Source organism: Nocardia sp. NPDC024068 (assembly GCF_040638875.1).
Lineage (GTDB): Bacteria > Actinomycetota > Actinomycetes > Mycobacteriales > Mycobacteriaceae > Nocardia.
Genome location: NZ_JBEZYU010000048.1, coordinates 1 through 19923, shown reverse-complemented (window position 1 = coordinate 19923; position 19923 = coordinate 1). Strand labels below are relative to the sequence as shown.

Sequence of the window (19923 nt, the reverse complement as noted above, 5' to 3'; positions counted from 1 at the left end):
TCTTGGGTCCACCCCGGCCTGTTCCACGCATGAGTGTCGAGCTTAACGGTGCGCCCGCGACGCGTTCCGCTCAGACCGGTAGCAGCTGGGATACCACGGCGGTGAGCTGGGACGCCGAGCGGCATTCGTGCATCTCGATCACCTGCTGGTATCGGTCGGCCGCGGAGTCGCCGGAGCCCCAGTTCGAGCGCGGTTCCGGGTTCAGCCAATGCGCGTGCTTGGCGATACCGACCAGGTCGGACAGGGTTTGCAGCTCCGGGTCCCGGTAATTGGTACGGGCGTCGCCCAGGATCAGCAGCGCACTGCGGCTGGTGACGGCGTCCGGGAAATCCGCGGCGAAGCTGGTCAGCGCGTTGCCGTAGTCGGAGTGGCCGTTGAAGCCGACGATGTCGGCCTCCGCGAAGATCCGCTGCAAGGCCTCGTCGAGCTGGGTGTGCGGATCGAAGAATCGGGTCACCTCGTCGGTGTTGTCGACGAACGCGAAGATCCGCACCTTCGAGAATTGTTCCCGCAGCGCGCTCACCAGCAGCAGGGTGAAATTGCTGAACCCGGCCACCGATCCGGATACATCGCAGAGCAGCACGAGTTCGGGGCGGCCCGGACGGGGTTTGCGGTTCACCAGGTCGATCGGTACACCGCCGGTCGACATCGACCGGCGCAGCGTTTTGCGCAGATCGATCTCGCCCCGTTTGGCGTGCCGCCGGCGCACCGCCAGCCGCGACGCCAGGATCCGGGCCAAACGCTGGGTGCTGCGCTTGAGTTCGGCCAGTTCGGCCTGCGAGGCCCGCAGGAAGTCCACGTCCTCGGCCTGGCGCGGCACCCCGTAGGAGGCGACCCGCTCCTTGCCGATCCGTTCGGCCACCCGGCGCCGGGTCTCGGCCTCCACCGTCCGGCGGAAGTTGTCGATCCGGGTCCGCGCGGTCCGCCGGGCGATCTCGGTATCGAAATCGCTCATACCCGGGGTGGTCATACCGGCCAGGATCTGGGCGAGCAGCGTCTGCGGCTGCACTTCCTTGAGCGCCTGGTACGACGAGAAGGAGGGCCCGCGCGCGGACTGGTACTGACCGACCTGCTCCACCAGTTGCGAGGCCATCAGCGCCTGCTGCGCTCCCGACCCCTCTTCGGCGAGCATTTCGGCCAGCATCCGGCGCAGCTCCGGGACGTCGAGCCGGCCGTCGGGCAGATACGGCAGTTCGACCTCCGCGGCCGCGTCGCGTTCGCCGATCGCAACGGGAAACCACAGATCGAACAGTCCGTCGTAGGTGGCCCGGTGCGTGGTCCGCCGCAGCAGCGCGCAGGCCAGGCCCTCCCGGACGGCCTCCCGGTCCAGCAGGTCCAGCACCGACAGCACCCGGCCCGCGTCGACCGTCTCGGAAGGTCCCACCGGAATCCCGCGGGCCCGCAGCGCCTCCACGAACCCCACCAGATGCCCCGGCAGGCCGTGTGGCGCGAGCGGCCGGTCCTCGGTGACCGCCACGATCAGGCCGGTTTCAGATCGGCCAGCGCCCGCTGGTGGTCGCTGCGGTGTTTGAGGACCACACCGAGGGTTTCGCGCACGGTGGCGTCGTCGAGTTCGGTGTACCCCAGGGCCAGCAGGGTGCGGGCCCAGTCGATCGATTCGGCGACCGACGGCAGCTTCTTCAACGGCATACCGCGCAGCACATGCACGACCCGCACCATCTGCGCCGCCACCGCCTGCGGCAGTTCCGGCACCCGGCTGGCCAGGATGCGCCGCTCCAGATCTTCGTCCGGGAAGTCCAGGTGCAGGTACAGGCAGCGCCGTTTCAGCGCCTCCGACAGCTCCCGGGTGGCATTGGAGGTGAGGACCACGAACGGCCGCCGGGATGCCACGATGGTGCCCAGCTCCGGAACGGTGACCGCGAAATCGCTGAGCACCTCCAGCAGCAGCCCCTCGATCTCGACGTCGGCCTTATCGGTTTCGTCGATCAGCAGCACCGTGGGGTCGGTGCGCCGGATCGCGGTGAGCAGCGGCCGGGAGAGCAGGAATTCCTCGGTGAAGACATCGGACTTGGTCTCGGCCCAGTCGTTCTCACTCGACGCCTGGATCCGCAGGATCTGCTTGGCGTGATTCCATTCGTAGAGCGCCCGCGCCTCGTCCACACCCTCGTAGCACTGCAGCCGCACCAGCTCCGCGCTCGCGGTCTGCGCCACCGCACGGGCCAGTTCCGTTTTTCCGACACCGGCAGGACCCTCGATGAGGAGCGGTTTACCGAGCCGGTCGGCCAGGAACACCGAGGTCGCGGTGGCCTTGTCGGCCAGATAGCCGGTCTGCCCGAGACGCGCGATCACATCGTCGACCGACGAGAAGATCGGCTCCTGGGCCGGCGGGGTGGGGGAACTCGCGGGCTCCATGGGGGCGTCCTTCCGTCGAACTCTGTTACCCACGCTACCGGTCGGGCCGCCACCGGTCCTCGTCCCCCGGAGCCAACCCCGCGGGCCGCCGATTACACCCCGCGGATCTGGCCCGAGCCCCGCACCACCCATTTCGAGGAGGTGAGTTCGGGCAGGCCCATCGGGCCGCGCGCGTGCAGTTTCTGGGTGGAGATGCCGATTTCGGCGCCGAAACCGAACTGTTCGCCGTCGGTGAAGGCGGTGGAGGCGTTGACCATCACCGCGGCGGCGTCGACCCGGCGGGTGAATTCGTCGGCGGCGGCCAGTTCACCGGTGACGATGGCCTCGGTATGCCCGGTGCCCCAGGTGTTGATGTGCTCGACGGCGGCGTCGAGATCGTCGACGATCTTCACCGCGATATCCAGAGTCAGGTATTCCTCGGCCCAGTCCGCGTCGGTGGCGGGGACCATACCTTCGAGGTCGCCGTGCAGGGTGACGCCCTTGGCTTCGAGCGCCTTGGACAGGCGCGGCAGCGCGGTCTCGGCGACGGCGGCGTCGATGAGGACGGTTTCGGCGGCATTGCACACGCTGGGCCGGCGGGTTTTGGCGTTGATCAGGATCTGCTCGGCCATCTCGAGGTCGGCGGCCGCGTGCACGTAGACGTGGCAGTTGCCGGTGCCCGTCTCGATGGTCGGCACCCGGGCGTCGCGGACCACGGCGTTGATCAGGCCGGCGCCGCCGCGCGGGATCACCACGTCGACCAGGCCGCGGGCCTGGATCAGATGGGTCACGCTGGAGCGGTCCCGGCTGGGCAACAGCTGGACGGCGTCGGCGGGCAGACCGACCGCGGTGAGCGCGGTGCGCAGCACCTCGACCAGGGCCGCGTTCGAGCGCGCCGCCGAGGAGGAGCCGCGCAGCAATGCCGCGTTGCCGGATTTCAGGGCGAGCCCGAAAGCGTCGACGGTGACGTTGGGCCGGGCCTCGTAGACCATCCCGACCACCCCGAGCGGTACCCGGACCTGCCGGATCTCCAGCCCGTTGGGCAGGGTCGAGCCACGCTCGACCACACCGACCGGATCGGGTAGACCGGCCACCTGGCGCAGCCCGGAGGCGATCCCGTCGATCCGGTCCTTGGTGAGCCGCAGCCGGTCCAGCAGGGAGTCCTCGGTGCCGGCCGTTTTCGCGGCGACCAGGTCCTCGCCGTTGGCCTCGAGAACGGTGTCGGCCGCGGCCAGCAGCGCGTCCGCGGCGGCGTGCAGCGCCTCGTTCTTGCGGTCGGTGGTCAGCTGGGCGAGCGTCCGGGACGCGACCCGGGCGCGGCGCGCGGCGGCGTGCACGGCCTCCCGCATATCGGGGGCGCCGGGCGCGGCGGCCGGGCCGGCCTCGGTCGACACGGCCGGGTCGGCCCCGGTGTGCACGGCCGGGTCGGCCCCGGTGTGCACGGCCGGGTCGGCCCCGGTGTGCACGGCCGGGTCGGCCCCGGTGTGCGCAGCGTTATCGGACACAGCGGTGTTCTCGGCCGTCATGGCCTCCAGACTACGCACCCCGAAAAGCGGTTTTGCCGGGCCGTGGCGGGTTAGGTTCTCCCTCGTGCGCACTCCCCTGATCGCCGTCCTCGGCAGTATCAACATGGATCTGGTGACCACCACCGACCGGCGCCCCGACCCCGGCGAGACGGTGCTCGGCAACGGCTTCACGATGGTGCCCGGCGGCAAGGGCGCCAATCAGGCGATCGCCGCGAGCCGGGCCGGCGGGCATGTGCTGTTCCTGGGTGCGATCGGCACCGATGTGTTCGCCCCGCGGCTGCGCGCGGTGCTCACCGAATCCGGTGTGGACACCACCGGGCTGCGCACCCTCGACGGCCCCAGCGGTATCGCCTCGATCGTGGTGGACGGGACCGGCGAGAATTCCATCATCGTCGTAGGCGGCGCCAACGCCGGGATGACCGATCCGACCCCGGCCGATCTGGACGCGATCGCCGCCGCCGATATCCTGCTGTGCCAGCTGGAGGTCCCGGTGCCGACGGTCGCCGCCGCGATCGGTCACGCCCGCGCCCACGACACCACCGTGATGCTCAACCCGTCGCCGGTCCAGCGCCTCGCACCGGACCTGTGGGCGCAGGTGGATATCGCGGTGGTGAACCACGACGAGGCCGCCCACCTGGGCGACGCCCTCGGCCCGGTTCCGCATCTGGTGGTGACGCTGGGCGGTGACGGCGCCCGATACCGGGGCCCCGACCGGGCGGAGACCACCGTCGCGGGACCGCCGGTCGAGGTGGTCGACACGACCGGGGCGGGCGATACGTTCACAGGCGCGCTGGCAGCCCGGTGGCCCGAGGGGCCGGCCGAGGCACTGCGATTCGCGTGCGTCGCGGGCTCGCTGGCCACCACCGCGCTCGGTGCCAGCGCCTCGATTCCCTGGCGCACCGAGATCGACGCCGCCCTGTCACGCTGACCGTATCCAGCGGGACCGGAAATTCGAGTGCCGTCTCCTTCCGCGCGGCCTACCGTGAAAAGCGGGCGGCGGACATCGGTTCGCCGCGTAGGAGAGGATCGAAACGATGTTTCCCGTCGAGCTGTCCGGAACCCGGGCACGGACGTTGATGTGGGCCCACGAGAACGAGATCGACGCGGCGGCGCTGCAACAGCTGCGCAATATCGCCCGGCTGGAATGGGTCCACGGCGTCCGCGTCATGCCGGATGTGCACCTCGGGAAAGGCGCCACGGTCGGTTCGGTCATCGCCATGCGGGACGCGGTCGCCCCGGCGGCGGTCGGAGTGGATATCGGTTGCGGGATGGAGAGTGTGCGCACCGATCTGACCGCGGCGGATCTCCCCGATGATCTGCGCGCGCTGCGTTCGGCGATCGAGGCCGCCGTGCCCGTCGGTTTCGCCGCGCACAAGAACCCCGTGTCGGTACGCAAGCTCGTCAACGACCGGTCCGGGGTCGCCACCGCGACGCTGCGCACCGGATGGGAGCGGTTCTGGTCAGCGTTCGATGACCTGGACACCGCGGTCGCGCCGCGCGAATCCAAGGCCCACAAGCAGATGGGGTCGCTGGGCGGCGGCAACCATTTCATCGAGGTCTGCCTGGACCAGGACGACCGGGTGTGGGTCCTGCTGCATTCGGGTAGCCGCAATATCGGCAAGGAACTGGCCGAGCGGCATATGGCGGTGGCCCGCAAGCTGCCGCACAACCAGAACCTGGTCGATCGTGATCTGGCGGTGTTCCTGGCGAACACATCGGAGATGGCCGCCTACCGGCACGATCTCACCTGGGCGCAGGAGTACGCGGCCCGCAACCGGGCGGTCATGCTGGCGCTGGTGTGCGAGGCGGTACGCGCGCAGTTCCCTACGCGTGGAGTCGGTTTCGACGCGCCGATCTCGTGCCATCACAACTATGTGGCGGAAGAGAAGATCGACGGCACACCCATGCTGGTGACCCGTAAGGGCGCGGTTCGCGCCGGGGCGGGCGATATGGCGCTCATCCCGGGTTCGATGGGGACCCGTTCGTATGTGGTGCGAGGTAAAGGCAATCCGGCCTCGTTCATGTCCGCATCGCACGGTGCGGGCCGGCGGATGAGCCGCAATGCGGCCAAGCGGCAGTTCAGCGTCGCGGATCTGGTCGCCCAGACCGAGGGCGTGGAGTCGCGTAAGGACGCGGGCGTGCTGGACGAGATCCCGGCCGCGTACAAGGACATCGACCAGGTGATCGATGCCCAGCGTGATCTGGTCGATGTGGTGGCGACACTGCGGCAGGTGCTCTGCGTGAAGGGCTGAGCGGATAGTGGGCCGGGTCTCCGGCCCACTATCCGTACCGGATCAACCCCGATCGCCGTTCATCGCGACCCGGCGCCGGGAGAGCACGGCGGCCGCGCCGACGCCGAACAGCAGCACACCGACGAGCAGCACCACTCCACTCGACAGCCAGGTGTACAGCGCGCGATCGAGATCGGCGGGTATGCCCGGCAGGGCCGAGACCATCCGGAAAGTGCTCCCCGGGGCCGCGATCTGCACTGTGCCGGGCACGATCCCCCACAGCAACCCCGCGACCACTGCCGATACCGGCTCGTAGACGGCCAGCGCCGCAACCAGCAGCAACAGTCCCGCACCGAGTACCGACTGCAAAGGGGCGAGCCACCGGTCGGTGGTATCCCACCAGCGCCCGGTTCCCAGCGCGCCGTTCGCCGCGATTCCGACGGCGAGCGGCGTGAGCACCGATGCGAGCAGCGAAACGAGCACCGTCCGCCCCGGTCCCGCGGACACCTCGGTGGTACGCGGCTGGGCACGGTCGGTCATCCACACTCCTCGGGACGTCTGGCCACACGGTTGCGGTCATTGTCTCCATACCCGGCGCGGACGGCCGCACGCCCCACTCCTCGCAATGGTCTCCGCCCCGACACTCGGCACCCCCGCCGGGTAGGCGGGTAGGGAATCAGGAGATCGAACATCTTGTTATCAGTCAATGCTTACGATAAATTATCATTCGATAACAACAACCTGTCCCGACTCCCGCCGAGACCCGATCACCGCTTCGGAGAACCCCATGTTCGACACCCTGATGCTCTTCGTCGTCCCGACCCTCGTGCTGCGCCTGCTGGGCCTCATCGGCGTCCGCCGATTCGGGACCTGGCGGGTCAGCGCCGCTCACGGCCTGGCCTTCCTCTTCACCATGACCGGGCTCGCCCATTTCATGCCCGACTCCGTCACCGTGATGCCCAGCCACGCCGATATGGTGGCGATGGTGCCGCCGGCCATTCCGTTCGCTGATTTCGCCGTCTACGCGACGGGTGTACTGGAGTTGGCCGGCGCGGCCGGACTGGTCTTCGCCGCCACCCGGCGGTGGGCGGGGATCGGGCTGGCCGCCCTGCTCGTCGTGATGATTCCGGCCAATATCCATGTGGCCCTGGAGGACATCCCGCTCAACGGCGATCCGGCCACACCGCTGTGGTTCCGGATCCCGGAACAGATCGTGTATTTCGCGCTGGCGCTGTGGGTCGCGCAGGCGCTGCCCATCCCGGGACGAAACCGCGACGCCGCGGTCAGTCGACCCGTCGCCGCTGCCAACTGAATCCGGCACACGATCCGCGGTGCCGCGTCGCGCGCGCCCGCCGCCTCGCCCAGGGCACTCCCGGCCACCGCCGACCTCGACGACCTCGACCCGAGGTATAGCAAGCCCGATCTGCGCCGGACAACCGGGCTCGCCTGGACTTCGACGGGATCTCAGCCCATCAGCAGGGGCCCGCTCCGGATGGAGCGGGCCCCTGACGTGTCCGCGGCCGGTTCAGCCCTGCGGAGTCGGGACCAGGATCAGTTCGGCCACATTCAGCCGGGCCGGTACCGAAGTGGCGAAGGCGACGGCGTCGGCGATATCGCCGGGTTCGAGAATGGTGAACCCCGTACGCCACTCCGCCAACTGGGCGAGCTGTTTCGTATCGCTCATACCGGCGCCCAGTTCGGTGCCCACGAATCCCGGTTCGATGTTCTTCACCCGCACCCCGCGCGGACCGAATTCGGCACGCAGATTGCGGGTCAGGTGGGCCACCGCGGCCTTGGTCGCGGAATACACGGCGTATTCGGGGAAGATCCCGTGTCCGCCGACCGAACCGACCAGCACCAGGTCCGCCTTGCCGCCGTCGTCCGCCGCCGCCAGCAGATCATCGATGAACGCCCGCGCCGTATGCAGCAGTCCGGTGATATTGGTGCCCACCATCTGCTCCCACTCACCCACTTCCGCCGTTTCGAAGGCCGCGCCCAGCATGACACCCGCGTTGGCGACCACCAGGTCGACCGGACCCAGCGCCGCCCGCACGGTCGCGGCCGCGTCCCGCACCGAATCCCGGTCGGTCACGTCCGCGACGACCGCCACGGCGCCCGCCCCGATCTCGGCGGCGAGTTCTTCGATCCGTTCCTTGCGCCGGCCCAGGAGCGCCACCTTCGCGCCGTCGGCCGCCAGCCGCCGCGCGGTCGCGGCGCCGATTCCGCTCGAAGCTCCGGTGATCACTGCCACCCGGCCGTTCAGATTCTCGTTGTTGGTCATGTCCACAACCTTCGGCCGCGGCGCCGATCGCTGCCAGGTCGCGGACTTCCTGGTAGTCGCGGGGCCACCCGGCAGCTCCGACCCGCGCTTACGCTGGGATCATGAGTGCGGACAACCGACTGGGCGCGTTCCTGCGGGCCCGCCGTGAACTGGTCAAACCCGAGGATTTCGGACTCCCCGGTGGCGGGCAGCGGCGGGTCGCCGGATTGCGCCGCGAGGAGCTCGCACTGCTCGCGGGTGTCAGCGCCGACTATTACGTGCGGCTGGAACAAGGTCGCGACAGGCACCCCTCCGAACAGGTGGTCGCCGCGCTGGCGAGGGTGCTCTCGCTCGACGAGGCGGGCACCGCCCATCTGCGCGAACTGGCGCGGCCGGCACCGGCCCGCCCGCGTGGACCGCGCCGCCCGGAACGAGTGGCCCCGGGTCTGCTCCGGTTGATGGATGCCTGGTCGCATACCCCGGCCCTGGTCCTGGGGCGGCATATGGACGTGCTGGCCGCCAATCCACTCGCGGCCGCGGTGAACGAATGCTCGGTTCCGGGCGTCAACCAGGTGCGGATGGTCTTCCTCGACCCGCGTGCCCGCGAGGTCTACCCGAATTGGCGCCGGATCGCCGAGGAGACGGTCGCGAGCCTGCGCGCCACCGCCGGCACCGATCTCGACGACCCCCGGCTGACCGAACTCGTCGGCGAACTCTCCCTCAAGAGCGAGGACTTCCGGCAGCTGTGGGCGCGCCACGATGTGCGGGCCAAAACCTCGGGAATCAAGGAGTTCCACAACGAGGCGGTGGGCGACCTGACCCTTTCCTACGAGAGTTTCGCGGTGAACGGCGCGCCGGGACAGCTCCTGATCGCCTATCACGCCGAATCCGGGTCGCCCTCGGAGCGTTCGCTGGCACTACTCGGCAGCCTGGTCGCCGGTACCGCCGGGGCCGGATCCCGGGACACCGAAACATCGGCCCAGCCCGGCACGTAGTGCGGTTCAGCCCGCCGACTATCGTCGCCACCCGGCGCCCCCACGTCTCCGGGCGTTCGGCCGATTCGACCGACAGCACCCGCTCGCGGCGTTTGCTGTAGGTGGGCATCTCGGCGACTCCTTCCCCTCGGCGCTCTTTCTGCCGGATTCCCTAGCCCGCACACTCGTGCGCGCCGATCACGATCCGGCCGCAGCCGGGCCGGTCGCGACGTTGCCGCCGACCGGCCACCGGGGAACCGCGCTGTTACCCTGCCCAGTGGAAACTTGCGCACCACGTGGCCGATAGACGAGCGAACCGACTGCCCATCCCGCGGGATCGCGGCGGCGGGTGCTGTTCGAACGGAGTCGCCCGGGGATTCGAAGGGGACGATGAACGATCTCGGCACCGGCGAGGTATTCGCCGGATACACCATCGAGAATCGGCTCGGCGCGGGCGGCTGGGGGATCGTCTATCTGGCCGCGGATCCGCGTCTGCCGCGGCCGGTCGCACTGAAACTCCTGGACCCCACCATGGCCGACGACGAGGCCAGGCACCGCTTCGCGCTGGAAGCCGACCTCACCGCCCGCCTGGACCATCCGAACATCGTCACCATCTACGATCGCGGTGTCGAGGGCGAGATCCCCTGGATCGCCATGCAATACGTGCCGGGCGGTGACGCCGCGGCCCTCCTCGGTGTCGAACCGGAGCGCGCGCTGCGGATCGGGGCGCAGATCGCCGACGCACTCGACCACGCGCATCGGGCCGGAGTCCTGCACCGGGACGTCAAGCCGTCGAATTTCCTGATCACGCCTGCCGAACCCGGTCAACCGGAACGGGTACTGCTCACCGATTTCGGGATCGCCCGGCTGCGCGATGCCACCAGCCGGTTGACCAGAACCGGTTCGGTGACCGGTACGGCCGCCTACATCTCGCCGGAACAGGTTTCCGGCGAGGAGGTCGATCACCGGGCGGATCAGTACTCACTGGCCTGCAGTTTGTTCGTCCTGCTCACCGGGCAGCCGCCGTATCCGGTGAGCGAACCGATCGCGCTCGCCCACGCCCATGTGTATTCCCCGCCCATGCTCCCCGGTCACCTGGTTCCGCGTTTGCAGGTCCTGGATCGGGTGTTCGCGAAGGCACTGGCGAAGCAGCCGGACGACCGCTACGCGACTTGCGCTGAGTTCATCGCCGACGCCCACCGAGCCCTGGCGCTGCCGGTACCACCGGAGTCGGCGGCGACTCCACGAATGCCGACACCGGCGAATACGACCGCGGTCTCGGCGCCCACCCCGCCCACGACGTCCTCGCCCGCTTCGCCCACGACCTCGTCGCCCACCCGGGCCGCGGCGTCGTCGCTCACCCCGCCCGCCCGGGCACCGGAGGATCAGACCTCCTCTCCCGCGCCGACAGATACGACCGCGGTGTCCCCGGCGACTCCGCCGGAGGCGGCAGGACCTCGATCCCGGCGCACCTCCCCGCTCGTCGTCGCCGCCGCGGCGGTCGCGGCGGTGATCATCGCGGCGGCCGGTTTCCTGATCGCGGGTACGGACACATTCGGTGACGACGCGGGCGGCGCCGCTCCGGTGTCCGGCGAGGCCGCGGCACCCGGCGGAGCCTCGACACCCGGATGGGACGACCGGCACCGGGCCGCGGCTACCGCCTTCCCCGACCTCGTCGGCGATAAGAACGCGAATACCGGTTGGCAGGGCGCGACCTGTACCGAAAACGATCCGGGCTCCGCCGAGCGACGCGCCTACCGGGACTTCGCCCGGATCTCCTGCTACCTGCCGATGGACGAGAACGGAACCGACACACTCAGTTTCGATATCCTCGACCGGGCCGGGACGGCGCAGGCCGGGCGCAGGCTCGACCAGCTGATCACCACGATGTCGGAGGGCTGCCAGCCCCGCGACCAGAACATGGACCATCCCAGAACCGGGAAAACCTTGCGGGTGGTGACCTGCGCGGGCGTGGACTACCGCCGCGATACCCACACCTCGACCTATGTGTGGACCTACTTCCCCGGCCCGGCCTACACCCGCTTCGTGGTGGTGGCCCGATGGCCCGGCCATACGGTCGACGCGCTGCTCAACCAGTGGTGGAAACGGGCCCCACTGGGGAACTGACGCGCATCTGCCGCCGCCTCCGCTTTCCGCGACGGGGGGACGCCCGCCGATCCAGTGGATGGCCGTCCTCGCGGTCGCCGACGCCCGTGACGAGACGGCCGGGCGCCGGGAGGTCTACCGGCGCCGATCCCGCGAGGGCGACTCGGCGGCCGCGGCCGGCGCCGCGCGTCGGGCGGCACGTGCCCGGGTCCGGCGCTATCGTCGGAAGATGGGCGGCAGCACGGGCGCGGTGGAGCTCGCAGTCGGCGATCGCGTGGTGCGGATCTCGAACCCCGACCGGGTGTATTTCCCGGAGTCGGGTGCCACCAAGCTGGATCTGGTGCAGTACTACCTGAGCGTGGGCGACGGAATAGTCAACGCCCTGCGGGACCGGCCGTGCATGCTGCACCGATTCCCGAAGGGGCTCGCGGGCGACAAGGTGCATCAGAAGCGGTTACCGGCCGGTGCGCCGGACTGGGTGCCCACGGTGCGGGTGTTCTTTCCGCGCTACAACCGGCACGCCGACGAACTCTGTGTGCGAGAGCTGGCCGATGTGGTGTGGGCGGTGCAGATGTCCACGGTCGAGTTCCATCCGTGGAACTCCCGGCGCGCCGATACCGAGAGCCCGGACGAATGGCGGATCGACCTGGACCCGATGCCGGACTGCCCGTGGTCGCGGGTGCAGCGAGTGGCCGGGGTGGTGCGGGAGGTGCTGGCCGAGATCGGGGCGGTGGGCTGGCCGAAGACATCCGGCGGCAAGGGGCTGCACGTGTATGTCCGGATCGCACCCGACTACGGCTTCCAGCAGGTGCGGCGGGCGGCGCTGGCCTTCGCGAAGGAGGTCGAGCGCCGCGCCCCCGACGATGTGACCACCGCCTGGTGGCGGCGCGACCGCGATCCGGCCCTGCTGTTCGTCGACTACAACCAGAACGCCCGAGACCACACCATCGCCGCCGCCTACTCCGTGCGCGGCGTCCCCGCGGCGACCGTTTCCACCCCCGTGGGCTGGGACGAGATCCCGGATATAGAGCCCCGGGATTTCACGATCGCCACCGTCCCCGACCGTTATCGCCGCCTCGGTGACCTGCACGCGGGTATCGACGACGCGGTCTTCGACCTGACCACCCTGATCGAGTGGGCCGACCGCGACGAGGTGGACCTCGACGAGGACGCGGATACGGAGAATTAGCTCGAGTTCAACCTCTGAACTGCTGGTGGACTTCCTGCGAGGTCCGGCACGGTTCATGGGCAGGGCGAGCTGTGCCCCCATAGTTCCATTCCGCTTCGGCCGTAACCGCGCAACCGGGCCAACTCTCCTGCGGCGTATTGAACCGGGCTGACGAGCCGTGCCGGCGGGTCTCCAAGACCGCCGGGCAGGAGATATGTCCCGCTATCGAGATCGTCGTCGCCCGGTATCGTCAGCTCCATTCGGTAACAGCTTTGCGTGCTTTCGTCCCGCAGCAGCAGCTCCGCGGTCCGGGCTTCCTGCCAGTTCAGGGCCAGGGGACGGAAATCGGCGCCGAGCGCTGCCCGGCGTGCGATCGCTTTGGACAGAGCGCCGAAGCCGCGGCCGATCCCGGCGTGCGCCGGCGGCTCGCGCACCTGGATGTCCCAATAAGTCCCGCGTGACTCGGTATAAGGAAGGTAATACGCGGGGAAACGCGGGTTCTCATAGATTGTTCGGACGCGGGTACCGTCCCGATCGATCAGTGACACGCGCAGACCCCGGTACCGCACCCTGTGAGCGGCCCAATCGAAATCTTGCGGTGCCGCGATCGGAGGACCACCAGATCCGCGCAGCAAGATTGCGAAATACCAGACAGGCGACATCCTGGCATTCGCCTGTTCGGGGTCTTCGAGTAAATAGCATTCATCGAACTGCGGCAGCAGGTGATTACGCCATGCGGTTGCCTCGTCTACACGCAGCCCACCGACCAGGCTCCGGCCGGTGCCGGTGCTCGGAACGGTTGTCGACGAGATCGTCAGGCGAAGCATCTTGATAGATGAGGAATCGGGGAACGAGCCATCGTCGCCGACGCGCCGGAGGCCGACTTCTGCCCGAATTTCCCTGCCAGAATCTATCGCGGACGACTTGGAGACCGTCGCCGAGACCGGTGTCGGCTGTCCGTCTGTGAACCCGACGGTGTCCCCGTCGGTCACGATGCGCCAGCCGGCCAACCGGCTACTCACTGCGTGGCGCAGGTGATCGAGCCGATGACACGTGGGATCGGTCATACGCTGATCCTAAGCAGTTGCATCGCAACCTCCAGTCGATGCTTTCACGCCTGGTCGCGGCCGGTCACCGCGGCCACCAGATCGTCGCGGCGATCACCCCCAACGGCAGCCCTATCGCGATCACGTATCCGATCACCACCGCCGCGCTCACGGCCGGACACCTTCGGTCAGTCGCCAACGGGCGAAACTCAGTCGCGGCAATACGGTTTCCACGTCCGCGACACCCATGACCGCGTTCAGAGCGATCGGGCCCAGATGGTCGGGCGCGGGCACGATCACCACCTCGGCGCCGGCGCCGCGCGCCTGCTCGGCGACCGGCAGGACGGATTCCGCACTCGCCCAGACCAGCCGATATCCCAATCGCCGCGCCAGCCGTTGGACCTGGGCGAATTCCCACTCCCACGACCGGCTGACCTCCACATCGATCCAGCCGAACGCGATCGGCGGCATCATCGGGCCACGACCTCGCCGCGGCCGTCGCCGAGTACCGGCCGACCGTGCGCGGGCACCGCCCACGCGCGAGCATCATGTGTCATCGCTGCGACTCCCTGTCGAGGGGTGAGGTGGGCCCGGCGGCCAGAAGGTGACATCGAGTCCCTACCGCTTGATCGCCTGGTGAATAGCGGTATTCTCGAACCAGTCGCACCTGGGATGGGGATCTTGTTGGGCGGCTTACCGATCCGAGTTTCTGGCTGCCGGGGTGAATCCAGAACATCACCGGACGAACAGCCCACACAAGCGCGATCTGCAATTGCGCGGAAGTATTCCCGAATTCCCAGAGCGGTTGTCACACGGCGCACAGAGGGTTTGCAGCGCGCAAACGACCGTCGCTCACGAGGCAAAGTGAGGAACCCCTGTGCCCGAAGACAGTTCGACGACACTGCCGCGCCGTCAACTCGGCCGATATCTCCGGGAAGCCCGGGAAGGCATCAATATGAACCTCGAAGACGTGGCACCGCTACTGCAACTATCGGTCAGTACGTTGTCCCGGATAGAACGCGGTCTCACGGGTGTGCGCGTACCGGATGTCGAAGCGCTGTGCCGTATCTACGGCATAGACGACTCCGAGACCGTCGCGGGATTGGTCGGCCTGGCGCGACAGTCGGCGGGTAAGAGCTGGTGGCAGGCATTCGACGATGTCATGTCCCGCAATTTCGACCTGTACGTCGGATTCGAATCCTCGGCCAAGAAGCTCACCATCTACCGACCGGATATGTTGTCCGGCCTGTTCCAGACTCCGGATTATGCCCGCGCGCTCGATCGCATCTATCTGCCGGACGTGAGCGACGAGGCACGGGACCGGCGTATCCAACTGAAGAAGAAGCGACAGGCGCTGATCACCCGCAAAACCAAACCGGCCCTTGTCGACTTGGTGGTGCACGAATCGGTCCTGCACACCACCGTCGGCGGCTCGAAGGTGATGCGAGAGCAACTGAATCGCCTAGCGAATATGCCAGCCAACGTCACAGTATCCGTGCTCCCGTTCTCGGCGGGATTTCCCGTAGGCGCATCGACCGGACCATTCACGATCCTGGAATTCGGCGAGGACACCAGAGGCCGCGAGGTGTCGCCCACGGTCGTATACGTCGAGTCCTATGCCGGTGATTTGTACCTCGAGCGACCCAAGGATGTGAACCGGTATCGTCAGGCGTACGACGCCATCCGGCAATCGTCGCTCGACGTTGCATCCAGCAAGCGCCTGGTGAGACGGATAGCAGCAAGGGAGTACCAAGCGTGAATACCGACCTCTCGCGGGCGACCTGGTTCAAGTCGAGCCGCAGCGCGGCCGATAAGGACTGCGTCGAGGCCGCGTTCCTCGACGGCGGAGCGGTCGGTGTCCGCGACTCCAAGAACCCCACCGGCCCCGCCCTTGTTTTCACCCCGGCCGAGTGGGACGCATTCACCACCTCCATCCAGGGCGGAGGATTCGGCCGCTAGCAAGCCGGGGCGGCACCCGGGCTTGCACACACCGGCACGACGCCGGTTTGTATGTTCGTGGCCGTGTACCGAGGAGGAGTCGCCCGTGGAACCGGCGGTGCCACCAGGGTGGATCATCCTGCTCAACGGAGTGTCGAGTGCGGGCAAATCGAGTCTCGCGCGGCAGTTGCTGATCGACCTGGCGGGGCCCTACTTCCATATGAGCGTCGATATGTTCGGCGCCATGCGCGCCGACGCCGCCACCCACGCACTCGACAATGCCACGCACCAGGAGGTACTCCGGCGCACCCGGGCCGGGTTCCACCGGGCGGTCGCCGGTATGGCCCGGGCGGGCAACCACATCGTGATGGATCACGTCCTGTCCGAGCCGTGGCGACTACGGGACTGCCTCGAGGTCATGGCCGGACTCGAGGTCGTCTTCGTCGGCGTGCACTGCGCTCCGGCGGAACTGCGCCGACGTGAACTCGCCCGCGGAGATCGCGAACCCGGCACCGCTGAAAGGCAACTCGAGCAGGTGCATGCCCACGGCGTCTACGACCTGGGGTTCCGGTAGTAACCGCCGAAAAACCAACGGATATGGCGTAGCCGCAGCTGGCCGCTGGTGAGGCCAGGTTCGGTCTGCGGTGGAGGCGGGTTACTGGTTGGCCTGGCTCCCAACGTGGTTGGTTGGTGGGAGGTCGGTTTCGTGGCGACGCGGGTGTTCGCGGATGAGGAGTTGGCGCGTCTGCGGGAGTTCCCGGAGATCGGCCGCGAAGAGCTGTTCCGGTTCTTCACGCTCTCGCCGGCGGATCTGGCGTTCGTCGATCCGGGGCGCGGGCGTGGTCCGGCTGATCGGCTCGGTATCGCGATCGCGTTGTGCACGTTGCCATGGCTGGGGTTCGTGCCGGACCGCGTGGTGGGCGCCCCGCCGGTCGCGGTGGCCAGGTTGGCCGAGCAGCTGCGCCTCGACGGTAGCGAGATCCGTTCCTACGGCCGCCGAGCCCAGACCCGCACCGATCATCTGCGCCTGGTCGCGCAGTATCTGGGCTGGCGGGCGGCCGGTGCGCTCGAACTCAAGGAGCTCGACGAGTTCCTGCTCGCACGGGCGATGGAGCACGATTCCCCGACTCTGCTGTTCCGGTTGGGATGTGAGTACCTGATCTCGGCGCGGGTGATCCGGCCCGGCCCGGTGAGCATGGTCGAACGCATCGCTCATGCCCGTGAGCAGGCCCAGCGCGAGACCTACGACCGGCTGGCCCACGAGTTCACCCCGGCCCGGTGCACCGAGCTGGACGCGCTGCTGGTCACCGATGCCTCGTTGGGGGTGTCGCGGTTGCGGTGGCTGTCGACCGGGCCGGTGGAGGCGTCGGCGGCCGCGGTGCGCGCGGAGGTCGACAAGCTGGCGTTCCTGCGCGGGCTGGGCGCGGACCGGCTCGATATGTCGGTGCTCCCGACCGAGCGGCGGCGGTTCCTGGCCACGATGGGGCGCCGGTTGACCCCGCAGGCGCTGGAACGCCGGGACCCGCAGCGCCGGTACCCGATCCTGCTCACGGTGCTGGCCCAGTCGGGCACCGACGTGCTCGACGAGGTCGTGGCGTTGTTCGATCAGGCGATCTCGGCGAAGTTCGGTGCCGCCGAACGCCGAATGCAGCAGGAACTGGCCGAACGCGGCCGCTCCGGAGAGGACCGCCAAGCCCTGCTCGACGACCTGCTGGCGATCGTCACCGACCCGGCGGTGGCCGATGAGGAGATCGGCGCGCTGATCCGCGGCGATGCGATCGGGTGGGAGCGCCTGCGCGCGGCGATCGCTCAGGCCAAACCCCGGTTGCCGCGTGATCACGGGCATCTGGCCGCGCTGGACTCCTCCTACAACTACCTGCGCCAGTTCACGCCCGCGGTGCTGTCGACGGTTGGTTTCGCTGGCGGCACCGCCGCGGCCGAGCTGCTGATCGCGGTGGCGATGCTGCGCGAACTCAACGCCACCGGGCGCCGGAAGGTCTTCGACGAGGCCCCGACCGGCTTCGTGCCCGCGAAGTGGCGCGGCTACCTCGACGCTGCCCGCAAGTCCGGCAGCACCACCGCCTACCGGCACTACTGGGAGCTGTGCGTGCTGCTCGGGCTGCGCGACGGGCTGCGCAGCGGGGACGTGTACGTGCCTGGCTCGCGCCGCTACGCCGACCCGGCCGCCTACCTGCTCACACCCGAGCAGTGGGAACCACAGCGCAGTGAGTTCTGCCGTCTGGTCGGGCGCCCGGCCGACCCCGGCGTCGCCCTGGCCGCCGTCATCGACGAGCTGCACACCGCGGTCGGTGAACTCGAAGCGGTGCTCGCCGAGGGTGAGGGCCCGGTGCGGCTGGACGGTGAGTCCGGGGAGCTGGTCATTTCCCCACTGACCGCCGAGGACGTTCCGGCCGAGGCGGTCGCACTCAAGGCGGAGCTGACCGAGATGCTGCCGTTCGCGCCGATCGTGTCGCTGCTGATCGAGCTGGACAAACGCACCGGCTACCTGGACTGCTTCACCCACGCCGGCGGCCAGGCCACCCGCAGCCCGGAGCTGAAACGCAACCTGATCGCGGTGCTGCTGGCGCACTCGACCAACCTCGGGCTGACCCGGATGGCCGAGGCCTGCGGCATCTCCTACGACATCCTGTCCTGGACCGACGAATGGTATATGCGCGAGGAGACCCTGCGCGCGGCCAACCTGGTGATCATCGGCTACCACCAGCGGCTCCCGCTGACTCCGGTGTTCGGCACCGGGACGCTGTCGTCGAGCGATGGGCAGCGCTTCCCGACACGCGGGAAGTCCACGACCGCGCGGCCGATGAGCCGCTACTTCGCGAACGAGGGCCTGTCGACCTACACCCACGTCACCGACACCCACGCCACCTACGGCACCAAGATCATCGTCGCTACCCGCCGCGAAGCTCACTACGTGCTCGACGAGATCCTGGGCAACGCCACCGATCTGCCGATCACCGAGCACGCCACCGACACCCACGGAGTCACCCTGGTCAACTTCGGCCTGTTCGACCTGCTCGGCATGCAGCTCTCGCCCCGGATCCGGGACCTGGGCCGCATCACCCTCTACCGGCCGGGTCCGCGCGCGGGCGCCGAGGCCCGGTTCCCGCACGCGGGCCCGTTGATGACCCGCAAGGCCAACCTGGATCTGATCGCCGGGCACTGGGACGATCTGCTCAGGTTGGCCGGTTCGCTGAAGTTCGGGCACGCCGCCGCCTCCCTGCTCGTCGGCAAGCTCTCGGCGTCGAGTCGCCAGAACACCCTGGCAGCGGCCCTGAAGGAGTACGGGGCGCTGCGGCGCACGATCTACGCCGCCCAGTACCTCGCCGAGCCGGACTACCGGCGCAAGATCGCCCGCCAGCTCAACAAGGGCGAATCCCTGCACGCGCTGCGCCGCGACCTGCTCTACGCCCACGAGGGCACGATCCGCGCCCGCCAGCTCGCCGACCAGACCGAGCAGGCGTGGTGTCTGACCCTGGCCACCAACGCCGTGATCGCCTGGACCACCGAGTACTACGGCCTCGCGGTCGAGCAGATGCGCCGGGCCGGACAGCGAATCGACGACGAGGTCCTGGCCCACATCAGCCCCGCGCACAGCGCCAACATCAACTTCTTCGGCGCGATCGAAGTCGACATCGACGCCGAACTCGCCGCCCTCGACCCGACGGGCTACCGGCCGCTGCGGGTGCGCGACACCCTGTTCTGACCGGTCCCGGCGTTACCCCAGGGCCCGGTTCGTGTGCTCGCGGTCGAGCCATTCGGTGGTCGTCATGTCCGGGATCAGGTCCGCGCAGGATCGTCCGGCCTGGGGCCAGTCGCGGTCCCAGGCTCGCGGGTAGTGCGGTCCGGCGAGGTAGCCGAAGGAGTAGGGGCGCCCTCGACTCCGATCCGCAGCTTGTCGGCGGTGATGCCCGCCCATTGGCGTCCGGTGTGCCAGCTGATCACCCACCACACCCAGCCGGTCCACACGTGCAGGGCGTATTTCTGGCTCGCTGTGGGTGACGCCGGGATTCCATGCCGGCTCCTGGGGCGACTGCGCGGGCGGGGCGTCGGGTCGGCCGGTGACCGCGGCGCCGAAGGGGCGGCGCGCCAGTGGGGGCGATGCGGTTCGGCGTCGCGTTGGTCGGTGACATGCGTACCCCAGGTCCACGCTTCCCGCCGGGCCGTGTACGTCGGGGACCCCGCGGTTAGGACTTACTGCGTGCGAACAGAATCGCTTGCTGAGCTTTCGCATCCGGGTCGAGCAGCATCTGGGCCTCGACCACGAATCCGGCATCGTGCAGCCAGGATGCCACCTGGTCCGG

At 68.8% G+C, this 19923-nt stretch carries 17 protein-coding genes; 10 read left to right on the top strand and 7 right to left on the bottom strand.

Annotation, left to right across the window (positions count from 1 at the left end; translation table 11 throughout):
• Window positions 1-70 precede the first annotated feature (70 nt).
• The 3 genes from AB0F41_RS25350 to AB0F41_RS25340 all read right to left on the bottom strand — a co-directional run bounded on the left by AB0F41_RS25350 (window position 71) and on the right by AB0F41_RS25340 (window position 3701).
• A complete protein-coding gene (locus tag AB0F41_RS25350; RefSeq protein ID WP_357427902.1) occupies window positions 71-1477 on the bottom strand; it encodes a VWA domain-containing protein in 1407 nt (468 codons plus the stop codon).
• Between the two features lie 2 nt (window positions 1478-1479).
• A complete protein-coding gene (locus tag AB0F41_RS25345; protein WP_357427900.1) occupies window positions 1480-2373 on the bottom strand; it encodes a MoxR family ATPase in 894 nt (297 codons plus the stop codon).
• A 92-nt stretch (window positions 2374-2465) separates the two neighbouring features.
• Window positions 2466-3701, bottom strand: coding sequence for a glutamate-5-semialdehyde dehydrogenase (locus tag AB0F41_RS25340; RefSeq protein WP_357427948.1), 1236 nt, complete (start codon window positions 3699-3701; stop codon window positions 2466-2468).
• Window positions 3702-3942: 241 nt separating this feature from the next.
• Here AB0F41_RS25340 and AB0F41_RS25335 point away from each other — a divergent pair, with 241 nt between their 5' ends.
• Entirely contained in the window at window positions 3943-4806 is an 864-nt protein-coding gene (locus tag AB0F41_RS25335; RefSeq protein ID WP_357427898.1) for a ribokinase, read from the top strand.
• A gap of 106 nt (window positions 4807-4912) precedes the next feature.
• A complete protein-coding gene (locus AB0F41_RS25330; RefSeq protein ID WP_357427896.1) occupies window positions 4913-6130 on the top strand; it encodes an RtcB family protein in 1218 nt (405 codons plus the stop codon).
• A gap of 42 nt (window positions 6131-6172) precedes the next feature.
• Here the strand turns inward: AB0F41_RS25330 and AB0F41_RS25325 are convergent, their stop codons facing one another.
• Window positions 6173-6649, bottom strand: coding sequence for a hypothetical protein (locus tag AB0F41_RS25325; protein ID WP_357427894.1), 477 nt, complete (start codon window positions 6647-6649; stop codon window positions 6173-6175).
• A gap of 247 nt (window positions 6650-6896) precedes the next feature.
• On the opposite strand from AB0F41_RS25325, the gene AB0F41_RS25320 reads away from it, so the two are divergent.
• Window positions 6897-7421, top strand: coding sequence for a hypothetical protein (locus tag AB0F41_RS25320; protein WP_357427892.1), 525 nt, complete (start codon window positions 6897-6899; stop codon window positions 7419-7421).
• A 213-nt stretch (window positions 7422-7634) separates the two neighbouring features.
• Here AB0F41_RS25320 and AB0F41_RS25315 read toward each other — a convergent pair whose 3' ends face one another.
• On the bottom strand, window positions 7635-8390 hold the full coding sequence (locus AB0F41_RS25315) for an SDR family oxidoreductase (RefSeq protein WP_357427890.1): 756 nt from the start codon (window positions 8388-8390) through the stop codon (window positions 7635-7637).
• 101 nt (window positions 8391-8491) lie between these two features.
• Between AB0F41_RS25315 and AB0F41_RS25310 the strand changes: the two genes are divergently transcribed.
• The 3 genes from AB0F41_RS25310 (at window position 8492) to ligD (ending at window position 12638) form a co-directional block, all read left to right on the top strand.
• Window positions 8492-9364 carry a helix-turn-helix transcriptional regulator gene (locus AB0F41_RS25310; protein WP_357427888.1) on the top strand — a complete coding sequence of 291 codons (873 nt, stop codon included), beginning with the start codon at window positions 8492-8494 and terminating at the stop codon, window positions 9362-9364.
• Between the two features lie 369 nt (window positions 9365-9733).
• Entirely contained in the window at window positions 9734-11470 is a 1737-nt protein-coding gene (locus AB0F41_RS25305; protein ID WP_357427886.1) for a protein kinase, read from the top strand.
• A gap of 208 nt (window positions 11471-11678) precedes the next feature.
• Window positions 11679-12638, top strand: coding sequence for a non-homologous end-joining DNA ligase (ligD, locus tag AB0F41_RS25300; RefSeq protein WP_357427946.1), 960 nt, complete (start codon window positions 11679-11681; stop codon window positions 12636-12638).
• Between the two features lie 53 nt (window positions 12639-12691).
• On the opposite strand, the gene AB0F41_RS25295 is transcribed toward ligD, so the two are convergent.
• Entirely contained in the window at window positions 12692-13684 is a 993-nt protein-coding gene (locus AB0F41_RS25295) for a hypothetical protein (RefSeq protein WP_357427884.1), read from the bottom strand.
• A gap of 147 nt (window positions 13685-13831) precedes the next feature.
• Window positions 13832-14137: a hypothetical protein gene (locus AB0F41_RS25290; RefSeq protein WP_357427882.1), complete on the bottom strand. Its 306-nt coding sequence runs from the start codon at window positions 14135-14137 to the stop codon at window positions 13832-13834.
• A gap of 403 nt (window positions 14138-14540) precedes the next feature.
• Between AB0F41_RS25290 and AB0F41_RS25285 the strand changes: the two genes are divergently transcribed.
• The 4 genes from AB0F41_RS25285 to AB0F41_RS25270 all read left to right on the top strand — a co-directional run bounded on the left by AB0F41_RS25285 (window position 14541) and on the right by AB0F41_RS25270 (window position 19325).
• The gene (locus AB0F41_RS25285) at window positions 14541-15422 is read left to right on the top strand and encodes a helix-turn-helix transcriptional regulator (protein ID WP_357427880.1); all 882 of its coding nucleotides are present in this window, start codon (window positions 14541-14543) and stop codon (window positions 15420-15422) included.
• Window positions 15419-15622 (top strand): DUF397 domain-containing protein, encoded by a 204-nt coding sequence (locus AB0F41_RS25280; RefSeq protein WP_357427878.1) that lies wholly within the window; start codon window positions 15419-15421, stop codon window positions 15620-15622. Before AB0F41_RS25285 ends, AB0F41_RS25280 begins: the two co-directional genes overlap by 4 nt.
• 85 nt (window positions 15623-15707) lie before the next feature.
• Complete coding sequence (locus AB0F41_RS25275; protein WP_357427876.1) at window positions 15708-16175, top strand: AAA family ATPase; 468 nt, start codon at window positions 15708-15710, stop codon at window positions 16173-16175.
• Window positions 16176-16307: 132 nt separating this feature from the next.
• The gene (locus AB0F41_RS25270) at window positions 16308-19325 is read left to right on the top strand and encodes a Tn3 family transposase (protein ID WP_357427874.1); all 3018 of its coding nucleotides are present in this window, start codon (window positions 16308-16310) and stop codon (window positions 19323-19325) included.
• The last annotated feature ends 598 nt before the right edge of the window (window positions 19326-19923 follow it).